Raw genomic sequence first — 25,737 nt, forward strand, 5'->3', positions numbered from 1 at the left:
GACAGCGCGCGGGTGATCGACCGGGCGCGCCGCTCGGCCCCCGGCGGCCTGCTGGCGCGCGCGCAGCACGTGGTGCTGCCGGTCGACACGCAGTCCGGCCCGCTGTACCGCGCCCGCCTGTCCGGCCTGTCCCAGCAGGACGCGGCGACCGCCTGCGCCAGCCTGTCCGGACAGGGCATGGCCTGCTTCGTCGTGGCGCCGGGGGCGTAGCGGGCGGGCGGTTCTTACCCGCCGCCCAGCACCTCGCCCACGAAATCCAGGAAGGCGCGCGTCTTGGCGTCCAGGTGGCGGCGGGACGGGTAGACGGCGTAGAGCGACGTCTCCACCGCCGCCCAGTCGTCCAGCACCGTGCGCAGGCGGCCCTGCTCCACATCCGCCCGGACGTAGGGCCACGGGATGAGGCTGAGCCCGAAGCCGGCGAGCAGCGCGTCCCGCACGGCAAGGCTGGAGGTGACCTTGTAGCGCCCGTCGATTGGCACGCGGACCGTGCGGTCGCCGTTGCGGAACGTCCATTCGTTTGCGTGGCCCGAGAGGGAGAACTGGATGCAGCCGTGCCGCGCCAGTTCCGGCGGTTCCGCCGGCACGCCGCGGCGTTCGAAATAGGCGGGCGACCCGCACACCACGTTGCGCACGGTCATCAGCTTGCGCGCGATCAGGCTGGAATCCTCCAGGCTGTCGCTGCCACGGATGGCGAGGTCGTAGCCCTCCCGCACGATGTCGACCCGGCGGTCGTCCAGGTTCAAATCCAGCGACAGGCCGGGGTGGCGGTCCAGGAACGCCGGGATCTCCGAGGACAAGAGGGTCAGCGTCATCGTCATCGGCGCCGTGACGCGCAGCAGGCCCGCGGGCACGTGCTGGAGCGGCCCCAGCGACCGGTCGGCCTCCGCGAGGTCGTCCAGGGCGCGGGCGATCTGCTCGTAATAGCGCGCCCCGGCGTCGGTCAGGCTCATGCGCCGCGTGGTGCGGTTGAGCAGCCGGACGTTGAGATGCGCCTCCAGCTCGCCGATGTTCTTGCTGACGGCGGCCGGCGACAGGCGCAGGTGCCGCGACGCCTCGGCGAAGCTGCCCAGCTCGACGACCTTGCGGAAGACGCCCAGCGCGGTGAGGCGGTCCATGATCATCCACCACAGGTGAAGAGTATCGCCATGGAACGATGCATTATCGCGCACTTGGAAAGCAATTAACCTCGGCGGCACCATCCCCTGCGAGGCGACACCATGGCACGCCGCACCGATTTGCTTCTGACCGCGCTGGCCCCGGCGATCTGGGGCAGCACCTACATCGTCACCACGGAACTGCTGCCGCCCGGCTACCCGATGACGGTGGCCATGCTGCGGGCGTTGCCGGCCGGGCTCCTCCTGCTCGTGCTGGTGCGGCAATTGCCGCAGGGGATCTGGTGGGCGCGGGCACTGCTGCTAGGGGCGCTGAACTTCGCCTTCTTCTGGGCGATGCTGTTCGTCGCCGCCTACCGCCTGCCCGGCGGCGTCGCCGCCACGGTGGGATCGGTGCAACCGCTGATCGTCCTGTTCCTGGCAGGCGCCTTGCTGGGTTCGCCGGTGCGCCCGCTGGCCGTCGCGGCGGCCGCGGCGGGGATGGCCGGCGTGGCGCTGCTGGTGCTGAAGCCCAGCGCGGCGCTGGACACGGCCGGCGTCCTGGCGGCGCTGGCCGGGGCGGTGTCCATGGCCTTCGGCACGGTGCTCAGCCGGCGCTGGCAGCCGCCCGTCTCGCCGCTGACCTTCACCGCGTGGCAGTTGACGGCCGGCGGCGTCCTGCTGCTGCCCGTCGCGCTGTGGACGGAACCGGCGCTGCCGGCGCTGACCCAGGGCAACGTCCTCGGCCTGGCCTACCTGGGGCTGGTTGGTGCTGCGCTGACCTACATCCTGTGGTTCCGCGGGGTGGCGCGGATCGAGCCGGGGGCCGTGGCGTCGCTGGGCTTCCTCAGCCCGGTGACGGCGGTGCTGCTGGGCTGGATGCTGCTGGGCCAGACGCTGACGCCCTGGCAGGTCGCCGGCATGGCCGTGGCGCTGGGCAGCGTGTGGCTGAGCCAGCGGGTGCAGGCCGGATGTCAGACCGCGAACCGGTCGGGTTCCAGCAGTGCGCGCAGCCGCGTGACGGCGTAGTCGACGAAGGCCCGGACCTTGGCCGAGGTGCGCCGGCCCTCCCCATGGACGATCTGCACCGGCAGCGGCGGCGGTTCGAAATCGGACAGGACGACGGTGAGGCTCCCAACCCGCACCTCCGCCGCGATCTGGTAGGACAGGACGCGCGTCAGCCCGCGCCCGGCGACCGCCGCGGCGATCGCGGCATCGGCGGTGTTGACGACCAGCCGGGCGGGCGGGGTCACCGTCTCCACCGCGGCGCCGTCGGGGAAGCTCCAGCCCCGTCCGATTCCGGCCGGCGAGAAGTCCACCACGTCGAAGCGGTTGAGGTCCGCCGGCCGTCGCGGCACGCCATGCCGCGCCAGGTAGTCCGGTGCCGCACAGACCACGCGGCGCACCGTGCCGACCCGCACCGCCCGCAACGCCGAGTCCGGCAGCGGACCGATGCGCAGCGCCACGTCCATGCCCTCTTCCATCAGGTCGGCGACGCGGTCGAGCAGCAGCAGCCGCGCCGTCACCCGCGGGTGGTGATCCAGGAAGTCGGCCAGCACCGGGGCCACGTGCAGGCGGCCGAACACCATGGGCGCCGTGACCGTCAGCTCCCCTTGCGGCTCCGCATGGGTGCCGGCGGCCGAAGCCTCCGCCTCGGCGATGTCGTGGAGGATGCGCTTGCAGTCGTCCAGGTAGCGCGCCCCGGCGTCGGTCAGCCGCACGACCCGCGTCGTGCGGTGCAGCAGGCGGGCGCCGATGCGGTCCTCCAGCGCGGCGACGGCGCGCGTGACGCTGGGGGTGGACATGGCCAGCCGCCGGGCGGCGGGCGCAAACCCGCTTTCCTCGGCCACGGCGACGAACACCCGCATGGCGGTCAGATGGTCCATGGGATTATTTCAGCCAGTGGCATGGTGCGTTGTCAACGCTGTGGATTATCGCCCGCCGGTGAAATGAGTAGCGTCTCGTTTACCGACCACCGCCGAGAAGGACACCGGCCATGACCGCTCCCGCCCATCCCATCCGGCTTCACCGCCACCCGCTGTCCGGCCACGCGCACCGGGTGGAACTGATGCTGTCGCTGCTGCGCCTGCCCTGCGAACCGGTCGACGTCGACCTGCGGGCCGGCGCCCACAAGCGGCCGGAGTTCCTGGCGAAGAACCCCTTCGGGCAGGTGCCGGTGATCGAGGACGGTGACGTGACGCTGGCCGACAGCAACGCCATCCTGGTGTATCTGGCGCTGCGCTACGACGGCACGGGCCGCTGACTGCCGCGCGATGCCGTGGCGGTGGCGCAGGTGCAGCGCTGGCTGTCCGTTGCCGCCGGTCCGCTGGCGTCCGGCCCGGCGTCCGCCCGGCTGGTGACGGTGTTCGGCGCCGCCCTCGACCACGAGCGGACCAAGGGCATCGCGCACCAGCTGTTCGCCACGCTGGACCGGCATCTGGCCGGCAGCGCCTTCCTGGTGGGCGATGCCCCGACCATCGCCGACGTGGCGCTGTACAGCTACACGGCGCACGCGCCGGAGGGCGGCGTGCCGCTGGACGGCTATCCGAGCATCTGCGGCTGGCTGGCGCGCATCGAGGCGCTGCCCGGCTTCGTGCCCATGCGGCGCACGCCCGTCCCCGCCGCGGCGTAACGGAGGGTGACATGACCATTCTCCAACCGCCTCCGGGCTGGAGCCGGGAGGAGTCGCCCTTCCACGCCGGGGAGCGCCTGCTTCAGGAGCGGGCCGGCGTGCGCGACCGGATCGAGCGGAGCGGCCGGCGCGGCATCCGCGAGGCGATGCCCGACCAGCACCGCGAGCTGTTCACCAAGCTGCCCTTCCTGATCGTCGGCGCGCTCGACGGCCAGGATTGGCCGCGGGCGTCCATCGTCACCGGGCATCCGGGATTCGTGGCATCGCCGGACCCGCACACGCTGGTGATCGGCGCGCATCCGGTTCCGGGCGACCCGCTGCACGGCCGGCTGACCGCCGGAGCGGAGGCCGGGCTGCTCGGCATCCAGCTGGAGACCCGGCGGCGCAACCGCATGAACGGCCGCATCACCGTGGCCGATAACGGCGGCTTCACCGTCCGCGTCGGGCAGAGCTTCGGCAACTGCCCGCAGTACATCCAGGCGCGCGAGCCGGCGGCAACCGGCGGCACCCCCCAGCCGGTCGCCGTCGGGGAGGGCGCGCTGCTGTCGCCCGCGGCGCGGGCGCTGATCGCCGGGTCCGACACCTTCTTCATCGCGTCCGCCGCGGCCGGGACGGTCGACGTGTCGCATCGTGGCGGCCCGCCGGGCTTCGTCCGGGTGGGGGAGGAGGGCGGCCGCACGGTGCTGACCGTACCGGACTTCCGCGGCAACCTGTTCTTCAACACGTTCGGCAATCTGGCGCTGACTCCGCGGGCCGGGCTGCTGTTCATCGACTTCGCCGAGGGCGGCCTGCTGTCGCTGGCGGGGGAGGCGGAGGTGATCTGGGACGGTCCCGACCTCGCCGCCTTCGCCGGGGCGGAGCGGCTGCTGCGCGTGCGCGTCACCGGCGGCGTCTTCCTGGCCGACGCCGTGCCGTTGCGCTGGTCGGCGCCGCAACCGGCCCCGGAACTGGCGCGCCCCGGCAGCCGGTAGGCGGCGGTCCGCCCGGTTCAGACGGCGCCGGGCGGACCATCCTCCGGCAGGTGGCGCAGCTTGTCGGGGTTGGCGACGTGGTACAGCGCGGCGATGCGGCCGTCGCGGATGTCCAGCGCCATCACCCCGTGGCGCCGGCCGTCGATCAGCAGGGCGAAGCCCGGCTGGCCGTTGACCGTGCCGGGCAGCGGCACCAGTTCGCGGCCGGGCTTGCCCAGCACGCCGACCAGGAAGCGCGCCACGCGATCCGCGCCATGGATGGGGTTGAGGGCGGCGCGCACCTTGCCGCCGCCGTCGCCCACCAGCACCGTTTCGTCGGCCAGCAGCGCCACCAGCTCCTCATAGCGGCCCTGCGCGGTGGCCGCCTGGAAGGCGTGGGCGACGGCCTGGGACCGCGCCCGGTCGGCGTCGTAGCGCGGCGGGCCGCCGATCCGCTCCCGCGCCCGGCGGTAGGCTTGGCGGCAGGCCATGGCCGTCTTCTCCAGGATGGCGCCGATCTCCTCGAAGGGCAGGTCCATGGCCTCGCGCAGGACATAGACGGTGCGTTGGTCCGGCGGCAGCCGCTCCAGCAGCAGCAGGAAGGCCACCGACAGGTCGCCCGCCGCCTCCACCGCCGCGTCCGGCCCGTCCTCCCACGCCTCGACGAACGGTTCGGGCAGCCATTCGCCCACGTAGAACTCCCGCCGCACGCGGGCGGAGCGCAGGTGGTCGATGGCCAGCCGCGAGACCGTGGCCGTCAGGTACTGCTCGGGCGAGCGGACCGTGGCGGGATCGACGCCGTGCCAGCGCAAATAGGCGTCCTGCAGGATGTCGTCGGCGTCGGCGACGCTGCCGACGATGCGGTAGGCGAGCGCGCGCAGTCGCCGCCGGAGGCGCGCGAAGGCTTCCCCGGCGGCGTTCCGGCTGGCGTTCGGCGCGGCGGCGGCGTTCCCGGTCATGCCGGGCAGCGTACCGTGCACGGCGGTGCCGGTCATCCGGCGATTGCCGGCTCGGCCTCGCGGTAGGAGGCGATGCCGATGCGGTTCCAGGCGTTGATGGCGGCCACGCACATGGTGATCTCCGCCACCTGCAGGTCGTCGAAATGGGCGCGCAGCTGGCCGTGCAGCCGGTCGATCGCCGAGGACGGCGCGCCACGGGTCAGCGCCTCGGTCCAGGCCAGCGCCGCGCGTTCGTCGGGGGTGAAGGTGTCGCTGGTGGTCCAGGTCGCCAGCTGCTCCAGCCGGTCGGCCGTCTCGCCGTCGCGCCGGGCCTCGCCGGTGTGGAGGCGGATGCAGTAGTGGCAGCCGTTGATCTGCGAGGCGCGCAGGTCGATCAGGTGCATCAGGCCGGCCGGGACGGTACCGGCCGTCAGCTGGCCGCGCAGCGTCAGCAGGGTGTCGATCAGGGCCGGCGCCTCGGTCTTCGGGTGGAAGCGGGTCTGCATGGAAACTCCGTGTCTTGCAGGGTCGTCGCACCCAAGACGAGGCAGCCCCCCGGCCGTGTGACTCCTGCGGCGAAAAAAATTTGCGCGTTGCCGTCCGGCGGTCCATACAATACCCACATTCGGTGTGGCCCGGAGTGGATCGAGTGAGCAGCGCGAACGATGCCCGGCAAGGCTCCTGGTGCCCCCGGATCGCCAACCGGGACAAGCCGGTCTACCTGGCCATCGCCGACGCCATCGCCGCCGATGTCGGCGCCGGGACGCTGCTGCCCGGCCAGCGGCTGCCGCCGCAGCGCCAGTTGGCCGAGCGCCTGGGAATCGACTTCACCACCGTCAGCCGCGCCTACCTGGAGGCGCGCCGGCGCGGGCTGGTCGACGCGCGGGTGGGGCAGGGCACCTTCGTCCGCGCCCCCGCCTCCGCCGCACCGGCCCCGGCAGAGCGCAGCGCGCCGACGGCGCCGGCCGTGCCGCGCGTCGTCGACATGACGATGAACCAGCCGCCGCTGCCCGACGCGCCGGCCTTGCTGGAGCGCCTGCGCGCGGGCATCGCCGCGGCCGCCGCCGACCTGGGCATGGCCGACGTCCTGCACTACCCCGGCGCCGGCGACGGGATGGAGGACCGCGCCGCGGGTGCCGCCTGGCTGGCGCCGCGCCTGCCCGGCGTGGCGGCCGGGCGGCTGCTGGTCACCCCCGGCACGCAGGGCGCCTTGCTGGCGCTGCTGACCGCGCTGGCCCGGCCGGGCGACACGGTGTGTGTCGAGGCGCTGACCTACCCCGGCTTCAAGGCGGTGGCGGCGCAGCTGGGCCTGCGCATCGCGGGCGTGCCCATGGACGCCGACGGCATCGACCCGGACGCGCTGCGCGCCGCACTGGCCCGGCACCGGCCGAAGGCGCTGTACCTCATCCCGACCCTGCACAACCCGACCACCGCCACCATGCCGCCGGAGCGGCGCCGGGCCGTGGTCGCGGCGGCGCGGGAGCACGGCGTTCCGATCATCGAGGACGACATCTACGGCCCGCTGCCCGCCGACCCGCCGCCGCCCCTTGCGGCGCTGGCGCCGGACATCGTGTTCCACGTCGCCGGGCTGGCGAAGTGCGTGTCGCCGATGCTGCGCATCGCCTATCTGGTGGCGCCCGACGCGCGGCAGGCGCTGCGCGTGGCGGCGGCGCAGCGGGCGACCACGCTGATGGCGTCGCCGCTGACCGCGGCGGTCGCCCGGCGCTGGATCGCCGACGGCACCGCTGCCGCCGTGTTGGGTGCCGTGCGGGCGGAAGCCGCCGCCCGCCGCGCGCTGGCCGAGGCGATCCTGCCGGCCGACGCCGTCGTGACCAAGCCCGAGGCGTTCCATCTTTGGCTGCGCCTGCGCGAGCCCTGGTCGCGCGGCGAGTTCGCCGCCCACCTGCGCACCCGCGGCATCGCCACGGTGGCCAGCGACGCCTTCGCCACGACGCCCGAGGCGCCGGACGCCCTGCGCATCTGCCTGGGCGCCATGGCCGGCCGCGACGAGACCCGGCGGGTGCTGGAGACCATCGCCGACACCCTCGACCAGCTCCCCGCCGCGGGCGGCGTGATCATTTGAACATCGGGGTTTCGTAGGTTGGGTTGAGCGCCAGCGAAAACCCAACACCGCTGGCACTGCGGAGACGTTGGGTTTTCGCTGGCGCTCAACCCAACCTACAAAGCCCGCCACTAGGCTGCGGCATCGCGCCGCAATGCATGCAATTCGCGTTGCTTGCCTCACATTGAATGCATACATTGCCGCCTGCAATCAGCCAGGAAGGCATGCCATGCAGACACTCGCCCGGTCCCCGGCCTCCGCCGCACCCGCCCCGGCCCCGCTCTACGTTTCGCGCCGGAAGATCCACCCCAAGGCCGTGCGCGGCCGGTTCCGGCGGATGAAGTGGCTGATCGCCGCGGTGCTGCTGGCGCTCTACGTGGTGTTGCCGTGGCTGCGCTGGGACCGCGGGCCGGGCGTGCCGGACCAGGCGGTGCTGTTCGACCTGGACGGCCAGCGCTTCTACCTGTTCGGCCTCGCGCTGTGGCCGCAGCACATCTACTACCTGACCGGCGCCATGATCCTGGCGGCACTCGGGCTGTTCCTGGCGACCACGCTGGCGGGGCGCGTGTGGTGCGGCTACGCCTGCCCGCAGACGGTGTGGACCGACCTGTTCGTCCTGGCCGAGGAATGGATCGAGGGCGATCGCGGTGCCCGCATCCGCCTGGACAAGGGGCCGCGCGACGCCGCGTGGTTCCTGAAGAAGGCGGCCAAGCACGCCGTCTGGCTGCTGGTCGCGGCGGTCACCGGCGTCACCGCCATCCTCTACTTCATCGACGCGCCGGGCTTCCTGGCCGATGCCGGGCGGCTGGAGGCGTCGCCGCTGGCGCTGGGCTGGATGCTGTTCATGACGGCCTGCACCTACGCCATGGCCGGCCTGATGCGCGAGCAGATGTGCCTGTACGTCTGCCCCTGGCCGCGCATCCAGGCCGCCATGCTGGACGACGAGAGCCTCGTCGTCACCTACCAGGACTGGCGCGGCGAGGGCCGCGCACCCCTGCGCAAGGACCGAGGCTGGGAACTGCGCAAGGCGGAGGGCCTGGGCGACTGCATCGACTGCGGGGCGTGCGTGCACGTCTGCCCCACTGGGATCGACATCCGCGACGGGCTGCAGATGGACTGCATCAGCTGCGGCCTGTGCATCGACGCCTGCGATGACGTCATGGCCCGGATCGGCCGTCCCGGCGGGCTGATCCGCTATGACACGCAGGCGGCGCAGGCCGCCAAGGCGGCGTCGCGCGCGCCGGCCCCCTACCGGCTGGTGCGTCCGCGCACCATCGTCTACGCGCTGATGCTGGTCACCGTCACCGCCGTGATGGCGGCGGGCCTGCTGCTGCGCCCGGATGTGGACGTTGCCGTGCTGCGCGACCGCGCGCCACTGTTCGTCACCCTGTCCGACGGCAGCGTGCAGAACAGCTACACGGTCAAGATCTCCAACATGGCGCGCCGGGCGGAGACCTACCGCCTGACCGTGGCCGGCATTCCCGGCGCCACCGTGACGGCCGTGGGAGCGGCGGCGCCGGAGGGCGGTGCGCTGGAACTGCCGGCGGCGGCCGACAGCGTGCAGACCTACCGCATCCACGTCCGCGTTCCCGCCGGTGTCATCACTGCCCGCTCCACGCCGCTGGCGGTGACCCTGGCCGGCGCGTCCGACGGTAGCGTGCGTCAGGCGAGCACGGTGTTCCTGGCTCCCTGACACAATCCATACAATCGGCGAGGTCACGCAGGTTGGCGCCAAGCGCCAGCCTGCACCTCCCCAGCTGCGCAAGAATCTGCGCAGCGCGCACAAAGCTGCGCACCCTTCGCCGGACGACATACGCCGAAAGCCCCGCACACCAACGTCCCCGGCGCTGGCACACCCTTTGCTCAACCCCTTGGGAAAGCCGCCGGGGCCATCGCGCCGGCCCCGTCAGGCCCATACCTCCCGCCCCAAAAAGGGGAACGCCATGAGCAAAGTGCGTGAACTCGAAGACGCCGTCGCGTCGATACCCGACGGCGCGGTCCTGATGATCGGCGGCTTCATGGGCGTCGGCACCCCGCCGCGCCTGATCGACGAGCTGGTCCGCCAGGGCAAGCGCGACCTGACAATCATCGCCAACGACACCGCCCGCCCGGGCGTCGGCATCGGCAAGCTGATCGTCAACCGGCAGGTGACGCGCGTCATCGCCAGCCACATCGGCCTCAATCCCGAAACCCAGAAGCAGATGATCGAGGGCGACCTGCAGGTCGAGTTGGTGCCGCAGGGCACCCTGGCCGAGCGGGTGCGCGCCGGTGGCTTCGGCCTGGGCGGCGTGCTGACCCCCACCGGTATCGGCACGGTGGTGGAAGAGGGCAAGCAGACCGTCGAGGTCGACGGGCAGCTCTTCCTCCTGGAAAAGCCGCTGAAGGCCGACTTCGCGCTGATCAAGGCCAAGCGCGCGGACTACTACGGGAACCTGGAGTACGCGCTGACCGCGCGCAACTTCAACCCGCTGATGGCCATGGCCGCCGCGACCGTCATCGCCGAGGCCGAGGACATCGTGCCCGTGGGCGTCATCCCGCCCGATTCCGTCGTCACGCCGAACGTGCTGGTCGACTGCCTGGTCGCCAAGGAGCGCCGCCATGGATGAGAAAACCCTGATCGCCCGGCGCGTGGCGCTGGAACTGCGCGACGGCAACCTCGTCAACCTCGGCATCGGCCTGCCCACCCTGGTGGCGCGCTACCTGCCGGACGGGATCAACGTCTTCTTCCAGTCGGAGAACGGCATCGTCGGCATGCAGGCCCTGCCCGAGGAAGGCTTGGCGGACGACGACCTGACCGACGCTGGCGGCAGCCCGATCGGCGCCGTGCCGGGGGCCGCGTCCTTCGACAGCGCCCTGTCCTTCGGCCTGATCCGCGGCGGCCACCTGGACGTCACCGTCCTGGGCGGCCTGCAGGTGGACCAGGAAGGCCGGCTGGCCAACTGGATGGTTCCCGGCAAGATGGTGCCCGGCATGGGCGGGGCCATGGACCTCGTCTCCGGCGCCAAGCGCGTGATCGTCGCCATGGTCCACGCGGCCAAGGGCGAGTCGAAGATCGTCAAGCGCTGCTCGCTGCCGCTGACCTCGGTCCGCCGCGTGGCGCTGGTGGTCACCGACCTTGCCGTCATCGAGCCGACCGACCAAGGCCTCGTCCTGCGCGAGACCGCGCCCGGCGTCTCCATCGACGACGTGATCAAGGCGACCGAAGCCGAACTCATCATCCCCGCGAACGTCCCGGTCATGCCGCTCGGCCTCTGATACCCCGGACCTTCACCCTGAAAGGGGTTCCAAACCATGGCACACATCACCCACAGCGACCTCGGCGGCCGGAACGCGGCCGCCGACGCGGCCCCGGAGGAACAGGGCCGGCTCGCGCGCTTGGCCATCGGCTTCACCGAATGGGCCGAGAAGTGGTTCCCGGACGCCTTCGTCTTCGTGGTGCTGGCGGTCCTGGCGGTGGCGTTGGGCAACCTGGCGACCGGCGCCACGCCGGTGGCGATCGCCAAGGGCTTCGGCGCCGGCTTCTGGACGCTGATCCCCTTTACCATGCAGATGGCGATGGTGGCGATCACCGGCTACGTCGTCGCCAGCTCGCCCCCCGCCACCCGGCTGATCGAATGGATCGCCCGCTTCCCGCAGACCGGGCGCGGCGCGGTGGCCTTCGTGGCCTTCGTCAGCATGGCGGCGTCCTACTTCAACTGGGCGCTCAGCCTCGTGTTCGGCGCGCTGCTGGTGCGGGCCCTGGCGCGCCGCGTCGACCTGCGCATGGACTACCGCGCCGCCGGTGCCGCCGCGTATCTCGGCCTGGGCGCCACCTGGGCGCTGGGCCTCAGCTCGTCCGCGGCCATGCTGCAGGCGAACCCGGCCAGCCTGCCGAAGTCGATCTCCGACATCACCGGCGTTATCCCGCTCAGCCAGACCATCTTCCTGTGGCAGTCCATCGTCATGGGCGGGCTGATCTTCGCGGCGTCGGTGGCGATCGCCTACTACTCCGCCCCGGCCGACCGCTTCGTGCGCACCGCCGCCGACTTCGGCGTCGACGTCTCGGAAAAGCATGAGGCGGCGCCCAAAATGACCCGCCCCGGCGAGTGGTTCGAGTACAGCCCCGTGCTGCCCATCCTGCTGGTCGTGCTGGCGTCGGGCTTCCTGTACGCGGAATTCAGCAGCAAGGACCCGCTGCTGGTCATCTCGAACCTCAACACCTACAACTTCGTCTTCCTGATGCTGGGCGTGCTGCTGCACTGGAACCTGCGCAGCTTCCTGAACGCGGTCACCAAGGCGGTGCCGACGGCCGGCGGCGTGCTGATCCAGTTCCCGCTGTACGGCGCCATCGCCACCATGCTGACCGCCGTCAACGGGGCCGACGGGATGTCGATCTCCCACCATCTGGCCAGCATCTTCGTGGGCATCGCCAACGTGCACACCTACCCGGTGGTCATCGGCATCTATTCGGCGGTGCTGGGCTTCCTGGTCCCGTCGGGCGGCGGCAAGTGGATCATCGAGGCGCCGTACGTCATGCAGGCCGCCGCCGACCTGAAGGCGCACATGGGCTGGGCGGTGCAGGTCTACAACGCGGCCGAGGCACTGCCGAACCTGATCAACCCGTTCTGGATGCTGCCGCTGCTGGGCGTCCTCAGCCTCAAGGCGCGCGACATCGTGGGCTTCTGCTTCACGCAGCTGATCGTCCACGTGCCGCTGGTGCTCTTCCTCCTGTGGATCCTGGCCTACACGCTCTGATCCGCACGCCAGCGACCGAACGCGAAAGGGGACCGGTGTCCGCACCGGTCCCCGCCGTGCCTCTCCACCCTTTCACCATCACCTTCCTGCACTTCCGTTCCATGGAGGAACGCCATGCGATTGTCCGACCTCCCCCTGCGCTGGCGCATCGGGTTCCTCGCCTCGCTCTCCGTCATCGCCGCCGGGCTCGTGGCGGCGGTGGGCGGGCACTTCGTCAACCGCGCCCTGGTCGAGCAGCGCATGAACAGTGTCCGCTTCATCGCCGAGAGCGCGGGCGCCATCGCCACGCGCTACCACACGCTGGCGCAGGACGGCGCCCTGGCCGAGGATGAGGCGAAGGACCGCGCCAAGACCGCCATCGGCGCCATCCGCTACAACGGCGGCGAGTACCTGTGGATCTGGACCTCCCGGATCATCAACGTCATGCACGCCAACCCCAAGCTGATCGGCAACAGCGGTGCCGAGATCCGCGACCGCAACGGCGTCTACGTGATCCGCGAGGCGGTGCGCGGCGCGCTGGCCCCGGTGCCGGAGTTCGTGCGTTATGAATGGCCGCGCGCCAACGACCCGCAGGGGCCGACCTACGAGAAGCTCAGCTACTCCGTCCACTTCAAGCCGTGGGACTGGGTCATCGGCACCGGCGTCTACACCGACGACCTGCGGTCCGAGTTCACCGAAATGATGACGGTGTTCGGCATGGTGGTGGCCGGCCTGGGCGCCTTCGGCCTGCTGATCGGCTGGGTGGTGGCGCGCGGCATCGCGCTGCCGCTGTCGCACGTGCGCGCCGCCATGGTGCGGCTGGCCGAGGACGACCTGAGCGTCGACGTGCCCGAGTGCCGGCGCCGCGACGAGATCGGCGACATGGCCCGCACCCTCACCACCTTCAAGGAACGCCGGGCCGCGCAGCGCAAGCTTGAAGCCGAAAGCGCGGCGCTGGAAAGCCGCTCCGCAGCACAGCGGCGGGATGCGCTGGACGGCGTGGCGTGCCGCTTCGAGAACACCATCGACACCGCGCTTGCCGGCGTGTGCGCCATGGCCGACCGGCTGCAGGGCACGGCGCGCGGCCTGCTGGACGGCGCCCATCGCAACATGGACGAGAGCCGTTCGGCCGCCAGCACGTCGCAGTCGGTGTCGAACAACGTGCAGACCGTCGCCGCGGCGGTGGAGCAGCTGGCCGGCTCCGTGCGCGAGATCGCCGGGCAGGTCGGCAACTCCTCCCAGGTGGCCGAGAAGGCCGCCGGCCATGCCGGGGAGGCGGTGGTGAAGGTCAACGGGCTGGTGGAAAGTGCCGACCGCATCGGCAACGTGGTGCGCCTGATCAACGACATTGCCAGCCAGACCAACCTGCTGGCCCTGAACGCCACCATCGAGGCCGCCCGTGCGGGCGAGGCGGGCAAGGGCTTCGCCGTCGTGGCGAGCGAGGTGAAGGTGCTGGCCAACCAGACCGCCAAGGCGACCGAGGAGATCGCCGCCCAGGTGGCCGCCATCCAGTCCTCCACCGGCGTCGCGGCGGCCGACATCAACCGCATCGCCGAGGTGGTGCGCGAGCTGCAGACCATCAGCTCCGCCGTCGCCGCGGCGGTCGAGCAGCAGAACGCCGCGACCGGCGAGATCAGCCGCGCCGTGGTGGCGGCGGCGCAGGGCGTCACCCAACTGGAAGGTGCCGTCGGCTCCGTCGCCAGCGCCGCCGACCGTGCCAGCGCGGGGTCGGAGGAGCTGTACACCGAACTGGGCGCCATGCTGGACCAGATGCACCACGTCACCGACGCGGCGAAGAGCTTCGTCGTCGAGGTTCGCGCGCAGGGGTAAGGGAGAGGGAGCCGTAGGTTGAGTTGAGGCGCAGCCGAAAACCCAACGTGTTCGCAAAGCTGCGATGTTGGGTTTTCGCTGGCGCTCAACCCAACCTACGGGCTTCCCATTGCGTCAGAACTCCTTCCAGTCGTCGTCGCTGCCGTCCGCCGCGCGCTGCAGGACGCTGCCCTGGGCCGCCGGCTTGGGCGTCGCCGGGCGAGCGGCGGGCTTGGGTGCCGGCTTGTGGGCGGCGGTCCGGGTGGTGGTCCGCGCGGCCGGAGCGGGCGCACGGTAGGCGGCCGCCGGCTGTGCCGCCGGGCGCGCGGCGGCGCCGTCCAGGCGGAAGAAGCCGACGAGGCTGCGCAGCTCGTCCGCCTGCCCCGACATCGCCTGGGCGGCGGCGGTGGTCTCCTCCACCAGCGCGGCGTTCTTCTGGGTCATCTCGTCCATCTGCGCCACGGTGGCGTTGATCTCGTCCAGCGCCGAGGCCTGTTCGCCGGACGCCGCCGCCATTTCGGAAATCAGGCTCGCCACCTCGCGCACCGACTGCACGATGCCGCCCAGCGCGTCGCCCGCCTTCTCGACGAGGTCGACGCCCTCCTTCACCTGCCCGTCGCTGTCCATGATCAGCGACTTGATCTCCTTGGAGGCCTGGGCGGAGCGTTGCGCCAGCTGGCGCACCTCCTGGGCCACCACGGCGAAGCCGCGGCCGGCGTCGCCGGCGCGTGCCGCTTCCACCGCCGCGTTGAGGGCCAGCAGGTTGGTCTGGAAGGCGATCTCGTCGATCACCCCGATGATGTCGGTGATCTTGCGGCTGGCGTCCTCGATGCGCTTCATGGCGCCGATGGCGGATTCGGCGACGGCGCCGCCGTTCTCCGCCGCCTTCTGCGCGTCGGTGGCCATGCGGTTGGCGCGCTGGGCGTTGTCGGCGTTGGAGCGGACGGTGGCGCCCAATTCTTCCATGCTGGCCGCCGTCTCTTCCAGGCTGCTGGCCTGCTGCTCCGTGCGGTCGGCGAGGTCGCTGGAGCCCAGCGACACCTCGCTGGCGGCGGACGCGATGGTCTCGGTGGCGCGGGTGATGTTGCCGACGATCTCCGCCAGCTTCTCCGAGGTGGCGTTGACGTCGCCCTTCAGCCTCTGGAAGGCGCCCTGGTAGTCGCGCGTCAGCCGCTTGTTCAGGTCGCCGCCGGCCAGCGCCCCCATGACCTCCGCCAAGTCGGCGATGACGCCCTCGACGGTGTCGGTCAGGCGGTTGATGCCCTCCGACATGGTCTTGTAGAAGCCGTCCTTGCCGGCGAGGTCGATGCGGCGGCTGAGGTCGCCCTTTGAGATGCCGTCGATCAGGGTGGCGATCTCCTGGCCGATGGCGGCCTCGCGGGCGCGCTGGGCCTCTTCGGCGCGGCGCTCGGCTTCCAGGCGCTCGCGCTCGGCCTCGTCCATGCGCTGCTTGGCGATGGCGTTGTCCTTGAAGACCTGCACGGCCTTGGCCATGGCGCCGATCTCGTCCCGGTTGGACAGCGCGGGGACCGCCACCGCAAGGTCGCCGGCGGCAAGCTTCGTCATGGCGCCGGTCATGTCGGTGACCGGGCGCACGATGGAGCGCGCCACGATCCACGCCAGCACGAATCCCAACAGCACCGCGCCGCCGCCCAGCGCCAGCGAGGTGGTGCGCGTGACGTCCATGGAGGACCGGCTGTCGGCGAGGATGGTGCCGCGCGCCTTCGCCTGGGCCGCCACCACCTGATCGGTGACGTCGGCGAATTCCGCCCCCTCCTTCGCCATGGTGTCGAAGGCCAGCGCCTGGATCTCCAGGGTCAGCTTGGCGACCCGGTCGAACGCCTCGACGTACTGGTCGGAAATGCGGTCGGCCTCCGCCGCCAGCCGCTTGCGCTCGGGATTGCGCAGGCGTTCGGCCAGCGGCTTGATCACGGCGTTGAAGTCGTCGTTGCGCGTCTTCATCTCGGCGGCCTGTCTGGTGTCCGGGGCGGCCAGGAAGCGCATACCGGTGAGGCGCAGCTGCATCAGCTTCTCCTGCGCCTGCCCGGCCAGCGCCGCCGCCTCCACATCGCCGTCGGCCATGGCCGTGGCGATGACGCGGGTCAGGTTCTCGCGCGCCTTGGTGCCTTGGGGGTTCACCTGCTCGTCCAGCAACCGGTCGCGCTGGCGGCGCGCCTCGACCAGTTGCGTGAAGCGGGTGGAGTAGGAATCGAAGAGGGTGGTCATCCGTTCGATCCCGCGCCGCCGTTCGGGGTCCAGCGTCGCCGCCGCGGCCGCCTGGAGCGCCGGGCGCAGGCTGCGCTGGATCTCCTGCACCTGCTGGACCGCCTTGGGGTCGCCGGACAGCGAGAAGGTGACGACGGCGCGCCGCATGTGCCCGACATCGGCGGCGATGTCGAGCACGCGCGCCGCGTTGTCGGAGATTGAGGCGTAGCGGTCGAAGGCCTGCTCGGCCGAGCCCAGGGCCCGGTACCCGGACGCCGCGAGGACGATCAGGAGCACGAGGACCAGGGCGAACCCGGCGTAGATGCGGGTTCCGACCTTGAAGCGGCCCGAGACGCTGCTGGTGTCGTTCATTGGGGACTCCGGGGGCGGTTGAAGGGGCTGGCGAGAAGGGTTTCGTGCGTCCGCACGATGCCGTCGCGCAGTTCGGCCATACGGTCGGGATCGGTGCTGAGCAGCGCGTCCTGGCAGCGCCCGATCAGCGCGGCATAGGCGTCGTGGCGGACGCCGACGTGCCGGAACATCCGCCCGATCCGCTGCATCCTGGCCTCGACGTTGCGGACGGCCCACAGCATGACCTGAAGGTTGTTTTCCACCACCCGCAGGTCGCGCAACGCCTGCACCTGGAACCGCCGCCGCCGGGCGGCGAGGAGACGTTCGGCCGGCAGGACGTCCGCGGACATGGGCGTTCTCGCTTCCGGAAGGGGGATGGAGCGTCCGGTGCCGCCGCACATACGGCGGTATTCATATGACGATGGTTATAATGACGGTTTCGAGTGCTTACGGGAAGGCGCCGCCCTGCGGCATTCTGTCGCAGGCCAAGCCAGCGGCAAGCCGTGTGCAAGGATTGCTGAAAGATCCTTCGCCCGCGCTGGTAAAGAATCTTTATTGCGTTGCTTGTTTTGTTTCCCGGTGGCCGTGTCAGGGCTGCGCATGCTGGGCCATGTGCGTCGGCAGGATCCAGGCGGGAATGGTGCCGCTGGTCAGGTCGTGCGCCGCCGGGTCGACGTGGGACAGGATGCAGGCCTCCGTGTAGGCCCGCATCAGCAGGTCCAGCGCGCCGTCGGGGTCGCGGGTGCGGGCGGCGAATTCCTGGCCGGACATGTCGCCCTGCAGAACCCGGGCGCGGAAGCCGGCGTCGTCCAGCGGGCCGAGGTTCATGGACCAGAAGGCGAAGTTGCGCTTGCCCTCGCTGTCGTCGCGCATCAGGACGTCGACGTTCCGGTGCCGTTCGTCGGCGGCGATGGTGGCGAACAGCGTCTCCACCACGTCGGCCGGGCCTTCGAGAATCTGCAGGAAGATGCCGTGGAAGTGCACGAGGAACCCGGTGACGCCCAGCCTCTGGTTCTTGCGCGCGCTGAGCAGGCAGAGTTCCGCGAGCCGGTTCGCCGACAAGGACTGCGTCATCTCGCTGCGGTAGACGAGCGTCAGCATGGCTGGAACTCCTTCCGGCGGTGACGGCCCGTCGCGGTGGGCCGGCAGAAGGGACTGTAGCACGCTGTGCCGAAGGCGAGGGCGTCTTTTGCCGGGGTTCGCGGCGCCGTGCTCACGGGGCGGCGCCCTCGGCCGCGGCGGGCAGGCGGATGGCGAAGGTGCTTCCCTTGTCCGGCTCGGAGCGGACCGTGATGGCGCCGCCCAGCCGTTCGGCCATCTTGCGGGCGATGGCCAGCCCCATGCCGGTGCCGGGGTGCCGGTCGCGCGGGTGCAGGCGGCGGAACACCTCGAAGATGCGCTCGTGGTAGGCGGGATCGATGCCGATGCCGTTGTCCGCGACCGTCAGCACGTCGAAGCCGTCCTCCCGGTGGGCGCCGATGCGCACGTCCGGGGTGCGGTCGGGATGGCGGTACTCCAGCGCGTTGGCGATGAGAATGGCCAGCATCTCGCGCAGCCGCCGTTCGTCGGCCATGACGGGAGGCAGCGGGGCGCGCACGACGGACGCCCCGGTGTGCGCGATGGCGTGCTGCACCGCCGCCAGGGCGGCGTCCAGCGCCTTCTCCGCCGGCTGCGGGCTGTCGGGCAGAGGCGCCCGGTCCTCGGCGATGAACAGCTGCACGTCGCGCAGCAGGCCCTTCAGGCGCGTGGCCCCTTCCACCACGGTGTGCAGGTACTCCTCCCCTTCGCCGTCCAGGCGGTCGCCGAGGTGGCGCGCCAGCATCTGGGTGTAGCTGACCACGGCGCGCACCGGTTCCTGCAAATCGTGCGCGGCGGCGTAGGCGAACTGTTCCAGTTCGCGCTTGGCGACGGCCAGCTCCTCGGCCTTGCGGTCGGCCTCGCGCCGGGCCAGTTCCAGGTCGCGGGTCCGCCGCTCCACCAGGGAGGCCAGCGTGATGCGCCGCTCGGCCACCAGGAAGACGATCAGCTCGATCAGCAGGGCGAGGCCGAGGAAGAAGGCGGAGAACAGCCAGTGCTCGTTCACCGCGTCGGCGGTGGCGGCCCAGCCGCGATGCGGGGCGATGGCCAGTTCCAAATCGCCGCCCGGCACGTCGATCCGCTCGACGATCGGGTCCATGACGAACACGGCCGGGTCGCCCGCGACGACGCCCTTGTCGCTGCGGCGGATGGACCAGGCGTAGCGCGGCTCCAGCGAGGTCAGGTTGGCCTCGTCCAGGATGGGCTGGAAATCCAGCACCACGCCGACGGCGCCCCAGACGGCGCCGTCCACGAACACCGCCTGCCGGGCGATCAGCCCCATGCCGCCCTGGATCAGCGGCAGCGGGCCGTGGGTGGTGACCTCCCTCGTCTCGATGGCGCGGCGCACCGTGTCGGCGAAGCCGGGGCGCGGGTCGTTGAGCAGGTGGTTGCCGATGACCTTCTGGTTGCCGGCCACCGGGTTGACCAGCCGGACCACGAAATCCGGGCTGACCGAGATGTTGCGGATGCCCGCCATGCTGGCCCGCAGGGCGTCGGCGAACATCGGGAACCCCGTGTCGAGCTGGCCCTCGGGCGCCTGCGCCGTGACGAAGGCGGTGAGACCGCGCACCAGCGCCAGCCGGTTGTTGACGGCGTTCGACAGGCTGCTGCCGAAGGCGCTGGCGGCACCCGCGGCTTCCGCGCGCAGTTCCGCAACGGCCGACCGTGCCCGCACGCCGTCGGCCCAGACGTAGGCGCCGGCCAGCGCCGCGGCGGTGAGCGCCATGGCGGCGACCAGCACCCAGCGCGTGCGCCACCAGTCGCGGCACGCCGCCAGCGCGCCGCGCCTGTCCATACGGCCGTTCGCCGTCACTTCGCTCATGGTTGGGCCGTCATGGTTTGGCGGTTCCGCTGCGAAACAGGGTTGCGGAAGGGACTCGCGATGCTGTTCGGGCGTGCAGAGTGCTAGTCCGAAGAGAATATGTCTTAGGGCATATTGTCGCTGCCGGTCCCGCCGGGACGCAACGACCGGCCGCCGTTGGGCTTTCGTGGTGTGCTACGCGCACGCAAGAATAAAATTGCCGGCCGCAAGACCAGCCTGGAGGATCAGGCGCTCGGCCCCGTCGAGTCCGCCGACGAGATGAACCTGAAGCTGGCCGACGTGGTGCCCAAGCTGTCGCGGATCGACGGCTATCGCTTCGCCTTTCAGCAGGCCTTCCCCGGCGAGGGCATCACGCTCGCCACCGTGGCGAAGGCGATCGCCACCTACGAGCGGACGGTGGTCTCCACCACGGCCCCGTTCGACCGCTGGATCGCGGGCGACGAGCAGGCCATCGGCGCGGCGGCCAAGCGCGGCTTCGTGCTGTTCAACACCAAGGCCAACTGTGCTGCCTGCCATTCCGGCTGGAACCTGACCGACCACGGATTCCACGACGTCGGCCTGCCGGACGGCGACATCGGGCGCGGCAAGTTCGTGCCGCTGACGTCCATGCAGCACGCCTTCAAGACGCCGACCCTGCGCGACGTGGCGCGCCGGGCGCCGTACATGCACGATGGCTCGCTGGCCGACCTGAACGCGGTGGTGGAGCACTACGACAAGGGCGGCGTCGCGCGCCCCAGCCTGTCGGGCGAGATGCGGCCGCTCAACCTCACCGCCGGGGAGAAGAACGACCTCGTCGCCTTCATGCTCACGCTCACCGGCGACGCCGAGCCGGTGGCCCTGCCCGCGCTGGCCGTGCCGGCCCAGGCGCCGGGCTTCTGACCACATCACCCAACGCCGTCACACGGGAAACAGACCCATGCGCATCCTTCTCGCCGCCGCCGCGCTGACCCTGGTCGGCGCGCCCTGCCTTGCCGAGACGATCGCCGTCGAGCAGGCGGGTAAGAAGTTCTCCGAAACGGAGATCACCATCCGGAAGGGGGACACCGTCCGCTTCGTCAACAAGGACCAGATCACCCACAACGTCTATTCGCAGTCGCCCGGCAACGCCTTCGACGTGAAGACCCAGAAGCCGGGAGAGGCCAGCGACGTGAAGTTCGACGCGGTGGGCGACGTCGACGTCCAGTGCGCCATCCACCCCAGCATGAAGCTGCGCATCCACGTCACCAACTGATCCGCCGGCCGACGGCACCGCGTCCGCCCGCGCCTGAAGGAACCTCCCATGCTCGCGCACCACAGCATCAGGGCCAAACTGTACGGCGGCTTCATCGCCCTTCTGGTGATGTCGGGCATCGCCGGCCTGTATGCGCTCTACAACGTCGTGATGACCGGCCAGATCGCCGTCGTGATGTACGACAAGGTGCTGCAGTCCACCGACGGCGCCCGCTCCGCGCAGAGCGACTTCAGCGAGATGCGCCGCCTCGCGGTCGTGGCGCTGGGGACCGGCGCCTCCGTGCCGGAGGAGGTGCGGCGCGGCTACGCCGACGCGCGGGCGCTGCTGGCCGACGATTTGGGCGTCGCCGCCAGCCGCGCGCCCGACGCCGCCATGCGCGCGAACGTGGAAGCGGTGAACGCCGCGATCCGCGATTGGGACGCGCGGGTGGGCGCGCTGTTCGACGGCCGGCCGCGCCCGGCCGCCGGAGATATCGAGGCGATGGCGAATGCCATCCGCGAGAAGATCGACATCTGCGTGGAGGAGGCGAAGGCCTACGGCTTCGAGTTCATGGAGTCCAGCCGGGGCCAGATCGACACCGCCCGCAACCTGACCATCCTCGTCGGCGGCACCACCGTGCTGCTGGGCATCGCGCTGGCCGTGTTCCTGTCGCGCGACATCCTGGCGGCCCTGGGGGAGGCGGTGTCGCTGGCCGGCACCATCGCCGGCGGCGACCTGACGCACCCCCGTCCCTTCGACCGCTCGGACGAGCTGGGGCAACTGCTGGGCTCGCTCGACCAGATGCGGTGCAGCCTGCTGGAGCAGCGCGAGCGCGAGGCGGCGCTGGCCCGCCAGGCCGAGGAGGAGCGCGAGAAGGCCCTGCGCGGCATGGCCGAGACGGTCGAGCGCGAGGCCAGCCGCGCGGTGGAGGAGGTGGCCCGCCACACCGGCGAGATGCTGAAGGACGCCGAGATCATGTCCAGCTCCGCCCAGCGGGTCAACGCCAACGCCCAGAGCGTCGCCGCCGCCGTCCAGCAGGCACTGGCCAACGCCCAGACGGTGGCCGTCGCCACCGGGCAGCTGGCCTCCTCGATCCAGGAGATCTCCGCGCAGATCACCCATTCCAGCGCCGTCACGCAGCAGGCCGTGAAGGCCGGCGACCAGGCCCAGGGCACCATCCGCACGCTGTCGGATGCGGTGGGCCGCATCGGCGAGGTGGTGACCCTGATCCAGGAGATCGCCGGGCAGACCAACCTGCTGGCGCTGAACGCCACCATCGAGGCGGCCCGCGCGGGCGAGGCCGGCAAGGGCTTCGCCGTGGTGGCGAGCGAGGTCAAGAACCTCGCCAACCAGACCGCCCGCTCGACCGAGGAGATCAAGCGCCAGATCGCCGAGATCCAGGAGGCCACGGACGGCGCCGTCACCGCCGTCGCCGCCATCGGCGCCTCCATCGCCGACGTCGACCGCATCTCCGACGCCATCGCCGCGGCGATGGAGCAGCAGGCCGCCGCCACGCAGGAGATCAACCGGAACGTCGGCGTCACCTCGGCCGCCGCGCAGGAGGTGACGACCTGCATCGCCGCCGTGTCGCAGGACGCCGACCTGACCGGTGCGCAGGCGGCGCACGTGCGCAGCAGCTCCGCCGAAATGGCGCGCAGCATCGAGGACCTGCGCCACGTGCTGGTGCGGGTGGTGCGCACCTCCACCACCGCCGCCGACCGGCGCCGTCAGCCGCGCTACCGCGTCCGCGAGGCCGCCACGGTGACCGCCCAGGGCCGGCGGCACACGGTGACCGTGACCGACCTGTCGGCCGGTGGCGCCATGCTGGAGGGGGGCGACGGGCTGTCGGCCGGCGCCGCCGGCACGCTGCGCCTGGACCGGCTGAACGCCGAGGTCCCGTTCATCGTAAGCAGCACGGCCGACGGCGCCGTGCACGTGACGTTCGACGCGGCGGCGCCGTCCATGCCGGCCTTCCTGGACGCCTTCGACGGCCTTGTGGCCACGCTCACGCCGATGGGCGCGGCGGCGTAGCCGGCGGCGCGGCGGCGGGTTTTGGCTGGCGGACGTCCCGGAAAGCCGTCTTGAGCCGTTTCGGCAGGAGTTGGAACAGGATCGACAGCGCGTTTCGGCGGATCAGCGTCGCGTCGATGTAGTCGTCCTGGTCCATGTGCCACAGCCGATGCCAGGTCTGGTCGCTCACGTGGTTGATCTCGCTGATGCCGGGGCGGGCGAGCGCGCTCTTGATCACCGCGTCCGTCAGGAGGTTGCCGGGATCGCCGTCGGCGTAGTCCTCGTCGTAGCCGATCTTCGGCAGCATGAGGGAGCTTCCGCAGCGGACCCCCATTCCGGCGGCGACGGTCCGGCCGCCGACGCGCAGGATGTGCCATTCCAGCCGCCCCTGGGCGCACAGGTTCTCCACCAGCGCCGTGTAGAACGCGCGCACGTCCGGCTTGACGGCGATGGCGGTCCCCCGCCGGCCCTTCCAGCCGGAGGATTCGACGGCCAGGAACTCCGGCAGGAAGTCCGGGGTGGCCGCGGCGCCGTCGCGGATCTCGATGGCGACCGCGCCCCGGCTCTCCAGCCGCTTGCGCGCGCGGCGCAGGTTGTGGCGCAGGTTCCGGCTGACCTCCACCGCCCGACCGCCGGGCGCCTGGGCGAACCGGATGACGGATCCCTTGGAGACCGGGCCGGGAAGGAGGAGGTAGCCGTCCAGATCCTGCCGCAGCGCCGCCACCAGCGGGGAGCTTTCGCGCACGTGCTTCATGTCGATGCCGACGTGCCGGGGCACGGCCGCGCGCGTCTGCGCCAGCAGGGCGCGCAACGCCGGCGCGGCCTGATCGGCGGCCAGCGGGATGTCGCCGGAGTTGGAGTCCACGTCGTACGGCGTGCGGAGCACGGGGTGGCGGTGGCCGAGGATCCGGTGCGGTCCGGTTATGACGGGGAACACCCCGACCAGCCTTTCACCGGCGTAGGCGAAGCTGCAGAACCAGCGGTCGGTCGAGCGGATGCAGTGTTGCAGGAAGGCGTCGATCCAGACGGGCAGCAGGGTCGGCATCATCTGGGGCGATTCCTCGGCGAGCCTGTCCCACGCGGGAACGTGTCGGCGGAGCGCGTCGAAATCGGTGACCGTCAGTGTTTCTATGCCGTCGTATGGATGGTTCGGTCGCTGGTCCGCCTGATATGTGCCATGTCTTGTGCCATGTCTATGGATGCGCGTCATGTCGCTCAACTCGTTATCGGTTGAGAGGCGATATTCGCGGGGGTTTTTAAAAACTCCCCACCGGGCGGGTGAGTGTCTGAAGGCGCGGCAGTATGCGCTAGCCACACATGCTTATGTAAAGCGCATGTGCACTAACACGGACGGCGAAGCGCCGCCGTCCGTACCCCCATTACGCGGTGGAAGGCGGCGTCAGGTGGTGAAGTACAGCGGGTTGGCGCGCTGGGCGTCGCCGATGGCCAGCTGCAGGTCGTCCAGGTGCCCGGTCAGCGCCCTGGCGGCGCGGTCGGGGTCGTGGGCGGCGATGGCCTCGACGATGGCCTCGTGCTCGGCGATGGCCTTGCCGATGCGGCCGGCCACCGGCAGCGTCAGGTGACGGTAACGGTCGACCTGCACCTTCACCTGCTGTGTCACCGTCCAGAAGCCGGGGTAGCCCGCCGTTTCGGCCAGCAGCGCGTGGAACGCCTCGTCGGCGTCGTGAAAGCCCTCGCGGTCGCCGGCGGCTTCGCGCTCGTGCTGCAGCTCCAGGTTGGCCCGCAGGTTGGCGATCTGGCTGCGGGTCGCCCGCTCGGCCGCGTAACGCACCGTCGCCTCTTCCAGCGCGCGGCGTATGGCGATGGCCTCGGGCAGGGTTGAGAGTGGGATGCGGGCGACGAAGGTGCCGGATTGCGGGAAGATCTCGATCAGCCCTTCGTCGGCCAGCTTCAGCACCGCCTCGCGCACGGGCGTGCGGCTGACACCGTAGGCCTCGGCGATCTGCTTCTCCACCACCGGTTCGCCCGGTGCGCGGCGCAACGAGACGATGGCGTCGCGCAGGTCGCGGTAGATGGTGGCGGCGACGCTGGCGCCCCGCTGCACTGGGCGGGCAACGGGCTTCGCCGGTCCGCGCCGGCGCGTCCGGCCCGCATTCGCGGCTTCCTGATCCGTGCTCGTCGTCATGATACCGGCCATGTCGTTCAGCGCTCCACCGCGTGCATCTTAATATACTAATCCGGAGCAGCGTATCAAACCGGCCGGTGGTGCAGGGGCGGCATGACAGCGGTGCGTCATTTTGACCGAACGCATGGGCGCCGCAGAAGGGGCTTGCATCGCGTACTAGTATATTAGTATGCTTCCTTAACGCCATCGAGGTTTGGTGCGTGGAACGGCGACGGGGCCGCGCTCTTGCCCCCCGTTCCGGCCGGCGGTGGCACGACCCGATTCCCGCGGGACCGCAGCGCGGCTCCCGCCGTGGACACGAAAGGCACAGCCATGAAGATCACCACGCGGTACGCGTCCCATCCGGATGCCGTGCGCGGCTTCGACACGCAGACGCTGCGCGACCACTTCCTCGTTTCCTCGCTGTTCCAGGCGGACGAGATCGCGCTGACCTACAGCCACATCGACCGCTTCATCGTCGGCGGCGCCATGCCGGTGGCCGGGGCGCTGGCGCTGGAGGGGGCCAAGGAGATCGGCGCCAGGACCTTCCTGGAGCGGCGCGAGCTGGGCGTCATCAACGTCGGTGGCCCCGGCCGCGTCACCGTGGACGGCGCCGTCTTCGCGCTGGACACGCGCGACGCGCTCTATGTGGCGCAGGGCAGCGCCGATGTGCGCTTCGAAAGCCTGGACCGCCGCAACCCGGCCAAGTTCTACCTGAACAGCACGCCCGCGCACGCCCGCT

At 71.1% G+C, this 25,737-nt stretch carries 24 protein-coding genes and 1 pseudogene; 15 read left to right on the top strand and 10 right to left on the bottom strand.

Annotated elements, in window-relative coordinates:
* The coding region (locus VED21_RS07965; protein ID WP_324881798.1) for an SPOR domain-containing protein at positions 1-210 on the top strand (210 nt) is incomplete at its 5' end.
* 14 nt (positions 211-224) lie between these two features.
* Here the strand turns inward: VED21_RS07965 and VED21_RS07970 are convergent.
* Entirely contained in the window at positions 225-1,115 is an 891-nt protein-coding gene (locus VED21_RS07970; RefSeq protein WP_324881799.1) for a LysR family transcriptional regulator, read from the bottom strand.
* Positions 1,116-1,217: 102 nt separating this feature from the next.
* Between VED21_RS07970 and VED21_RS07975 the strand changes: the two genes are divergently transcribed.
* The gene (locus VED21_RS07975; RefSeq protein WP_324881800.1) at positions 1,218-2,120 is read left to right on the top strand and encodes an EamA family transporter; all 903 of its coding nucleotides are present in this window, start codon (positions 1,218-1,220) and stop codon (positions 2,118-2,120) included.
* Here the strand turns inward: VED21_RS07975 and VED21_RS07980 are convergent.
* Positions 2,066-2,977 (bottom strand): LysR family transcriptional regulator, encoded by a 912-nt coding sequence (locus tag VED21_RS07980; RefSeq protein WP_324881801.1) that lies wholly within the window; start codon positions 2,975-2,977, stop codon positions 2,066-2,068. The genes VED21_RS07975 and VED21_RS07980 overlap by 55 nt on opposite strands.
* A 110-nt stretch (positions 2,978-3,087) precedes the next feature.
* Here VED21_RS07980 and VED21_RS07985 point away from each other — a divergent pair, with 110 nt between their 5' ends.
* Genes VED21_RS07985 through VED21_RS07995 form a run of 3 tightly spaced genes read left to right on the top strand, consistent with a single transcriptional unit; the run spans position 3,088 to position 4,694 of the window.
* Positions 3,088-3,354: a glutathione S-transferase N-terminal domain-containing protein gene (locus tag VED21_RS07985; protein WP_324881802.1), complete on the top strand. Its 267-nt coding sequence runs from the start codon at positions 3,088-3,090 to the stop codon at positions 3,352-3,354.
* A gap of 15 nt (positions 3,355-3,369) precedes the next feature.
* Positions 3,370-3,723, top strand: coding sequence for a glutathione binding-like protein (locus VED21_RS07990; protein ID WP_324881803.1), 354 nt, complete (start codon positions 3,370-3,372; stop codon positions 3,721-3,723).
* An 11-nt stretch (positions 3,724-3,734) separates the two neighbouring features.
* Positions 3,735-4,694, top strand: a complete 960-nt coding sequence (locus tag VED21_RS07995) for a pyridoxamine 5'-phosphate oxidase family protein (protein ID WP_324881804.1) — start codon at positions 3,735-3,737, stop codon at positions 4,692-4,694.
* A gap of 17 nt (positions 4,695-4,711) precedes the next feature.
* On the opposite strand, the gene sigJ is transcribed toward VED21_RS07995, so the two are convergent.
* Positions 4,712-5,668, bottom strand: coding sequence for an RNA polymerase sigma factor SigJ (sigJ, locus tag VED21_RS08000; protein WP_324881805.1), 957 nt, complete (start codon positions 5,666-5,668; stop codon positions 4,712-4,714).
* A complete protein-coding gene (locus VED21_RS08005; protein ID WP_324881806.1) occupies positions 5,665-6,117 on the bottom strand; it encodes a carboxymuconolactone decarboxylase family protein in 453 nt (150 codons plus the stop codon). Before VED21_RS08005 ends, sigJ begins: the two co-directional genes overlap by 4 nt.
* Positions 6,118-6,260: 143 nt before the next feature.
* Here VED21_RS08005 and VED21_RS08010 point away from each other — a divergent pair, with 143 nt between their 5' ends.
* The 6 genes from VED21_RS08010 to VED21_RS08035 all read left to right on the top strand — a co-directional run bounded on the left by VED21_RS08010 (position 6,261) and on the right by VED21_RS08035 (position 14,216).
* Positions 6,261-7,694 (top strand): PLP-dependent aminotransferase family protein, encoded by a 1,434-nt coding sequence (locus tag VED21_RS08010; protein WP_324881807.1) that lies wholly within the window; start codon positions 6,261-6,263, stop codon positions 7,692-7,694.
* Between the two features lie 208 nt (positions 7,695-7,902).
* Positions 7,903-9,366 (top strand): cytochrome c oxidase accessory protein CcoG, encoded by a 1,464-nt coding sequence (ccoG, locus tag VED21_RS08015; RefSeq protein ID WP_324881808.1) that lies wholly within the window; start codon positions 7,903-7,905, stop codon positions 9,364-9,366.
* A gap of 250 nt (positions 9,367-9,616) precedes the next feature.
* Positions 9,617-10,279, top strand: coding sequence for a 3-oxoacid CoA-transferase subunit A (locus VED21_RS08020; RefSeq protein ID WP_324881809.1), 663 nt, complete (start codon positions 9,617-9,619; stop codon positions 10,277-10,279).
* Complete coding sequence (locus VED21_RS08025) at positions 10,272-10,928, top strand: 3-oxoacid CoA-transferase subunit B (protein WP_324881810.1); 657 nt, start codon at positions 10,272-10,274, stop codon at positions 10,926-10,928. The genes VED21_RS08020 and VED21_RS08025 overlap by 8 nt, the downstream gene beginning before the upstream one ends.
* Before the next feature lie 36 nt (positions 10,929-10,964).
* Positions 10,965-12,407 carry a short-chain fatty acid transporter gene (locus VED21_RS08030; RefSeq protein ID WP_324881811.1) on the top strand — a complete coding sequence of 481 codons (1,443 nt, stop codon included), beginning with the start codon at positions 10,965-10,967 and terminating at the stop codon, positions 12,405-12,407.
* Positions 12,408-12,521: 114 nt separating this feature from the next.
* A complete protein-coding gene (locus tag VED21_RS08035) occupies positions 12,522-14,216 on the top strand; it encodes a methyl-accepting chemotaxis protein (protein WP_324881812.1) in 1,695 nt (564 codons plus the stop codon).
* Positions 14,217-14,330: 114 nt separating this feature from the next.
* Here VED21_RS08035 and VED21_RS08040 read toward each other — a convergent pair whose 3' ends face one another.
* The 4 genes from VED21_RS08040 to VED21_RS08055 all read right to left on the bottom strand — a co-directional run bounded on the left by VED21_RS08040 (position 14,331) and on the right by VED21_RS08055 (position 19,650).
* The gene (locus VED21_RS08040) at positions 14,331-16,772 is read right to left on the bottom strand and encodes a methyl-accepting chemotaxis protein (RefSeq protein WP_324881813.1); all 2,442 of its coding nucleotides are present in this window, start codon (positions 16,770-16,772) and stop codon (positions 14,331-14,333) included.
* Positions 16,769-17,101 (bottom strand): hypothetical protein, encoded by a 333-nt coding sequence (locus VED21_RS08045; protein WP_324881814.1) that lies wholly within the window; start codon positions 17,099-17,101, stop codon positions 16,769-16,771. Before VED21_RS08045 ends, VED21_RS08040 begins: the two co-directional genes overlap by 4 nt.
* 238 nt (positions 17,102-17,339) lie before the next feature.
* On the bottom strand, positions 17,340-17,852 hold the full coding sequence (locus VED21_RS08050) for a BLUF domain-containing protein (RefSeq protein ID WP_324881815.1): 513 nt from the start codon (positions 17,850-17,852) through the stop codon (positions 17,340-17,342).
* Between the two features lie 112 nt (positions 17,853-17,964).
* Complete coding sequence (locus tag VED21_RS08055) at positions 17,965-19,650, bottom strand: sensor histidine kinase (protein WP_324881816.1); 1,686 nt, start codon at positions 19,648-19,650, stop codon at positions 17,965-17,967.
* A gap of 171 nt (positions 19,651-19,821) precedes the next feature.
* On the opposite strand from VED21_RS08055, the gene VED21_RS08060 reads away from it, so the two are divergent.
* From VED21_RS08060 to VED21_RS08070, 3 genes are read left to right on the top strand one after another with little or no spacing between them, the layout of a single operon-like run.
* Positions 19,822-20,529 (top strand): cytochrome-c peroxidase, encoded by a 708-nt coding sequence (locus VED21_RS08060; protein ID WP_324881817.1) that lies wholly within the window; start codon positions 19,822-19,824, stop codon positions 20,527-20,529.
* Positions 20,530-20,566: 37 nt separating this feature from the next.
* Positions 20,567-20,881, top strand: a complete 315-nt coding sequence (locus VED21_RS08065) for a cupredoxin domain-containing protein (RefSeq protein ID WP_324881818.1) — start codon at positions 20,567-20,569, stop codon at positions 20,879-20,881.
* Between the two features lie 48 nt (positions 20,882-20,929).
* The gene (locus VED21_RS08070) at positions 20,930-22,891 is read left to right on the top strand and encodes a methyl-accepting chemotaxis protein (RefSeq protein WP_324881819.1); all 1,962 of its coding nucleotides are present in this window, start codon (positions 20,930-20,932) and stop codon (positions 22,889-22,891) included.
* Here VED21_RS08070 and VED21_RS08075 read toward each other — a convergent pair.
* Positions 22,866-23,918 (bottom strand): GNAT family N-acetyltransferase, encoded by a 1,053-nt coding sequence (locus tag VED21_RS08075; RefSeq protein WP_324881820.1) that lies wholly within the window; start codon positions 23,916-23,918, stop codon positions 22,866-22,868. The genes VED21_RS08070 and VED21_RS08075 overlap by 26 nt on opposite strands.
* A 351-nt stretch (positions 23,919-24,269) precedes the next feature.
* Positions 24,270-25,016, bottom strand: coding sequence for a GntR family transcriptional regulator (locus VED21_RS08080; RefSeq protein ID WP_324881821.1), 747 nt, complete (start codon positions 25,014-25,016; stop codon positions 24,270-24,272).
* Positions 25,017-25,328: 312 nt separating this feature from the next.
* On the opposite strand from VED21_RS08080, the pseudogene VED21_RS08085 reads away from it, so the two are divergent.
* Positions 25,329-25,737: pseudogene (locus VED21_RS08085) on the top strand (5-dehydro-4-deoxy-D-glucuronate isomerase); the annotation flags it as partial.

The organism is Azospirillum sp., from assembly GCF_035627195.1.
Classification (GTDB): domain Bacteria; phylum Pseudomonadota; class Alphaproteobacteria; order Azospirillales; family Azospirillaceae; genus Azospirillum.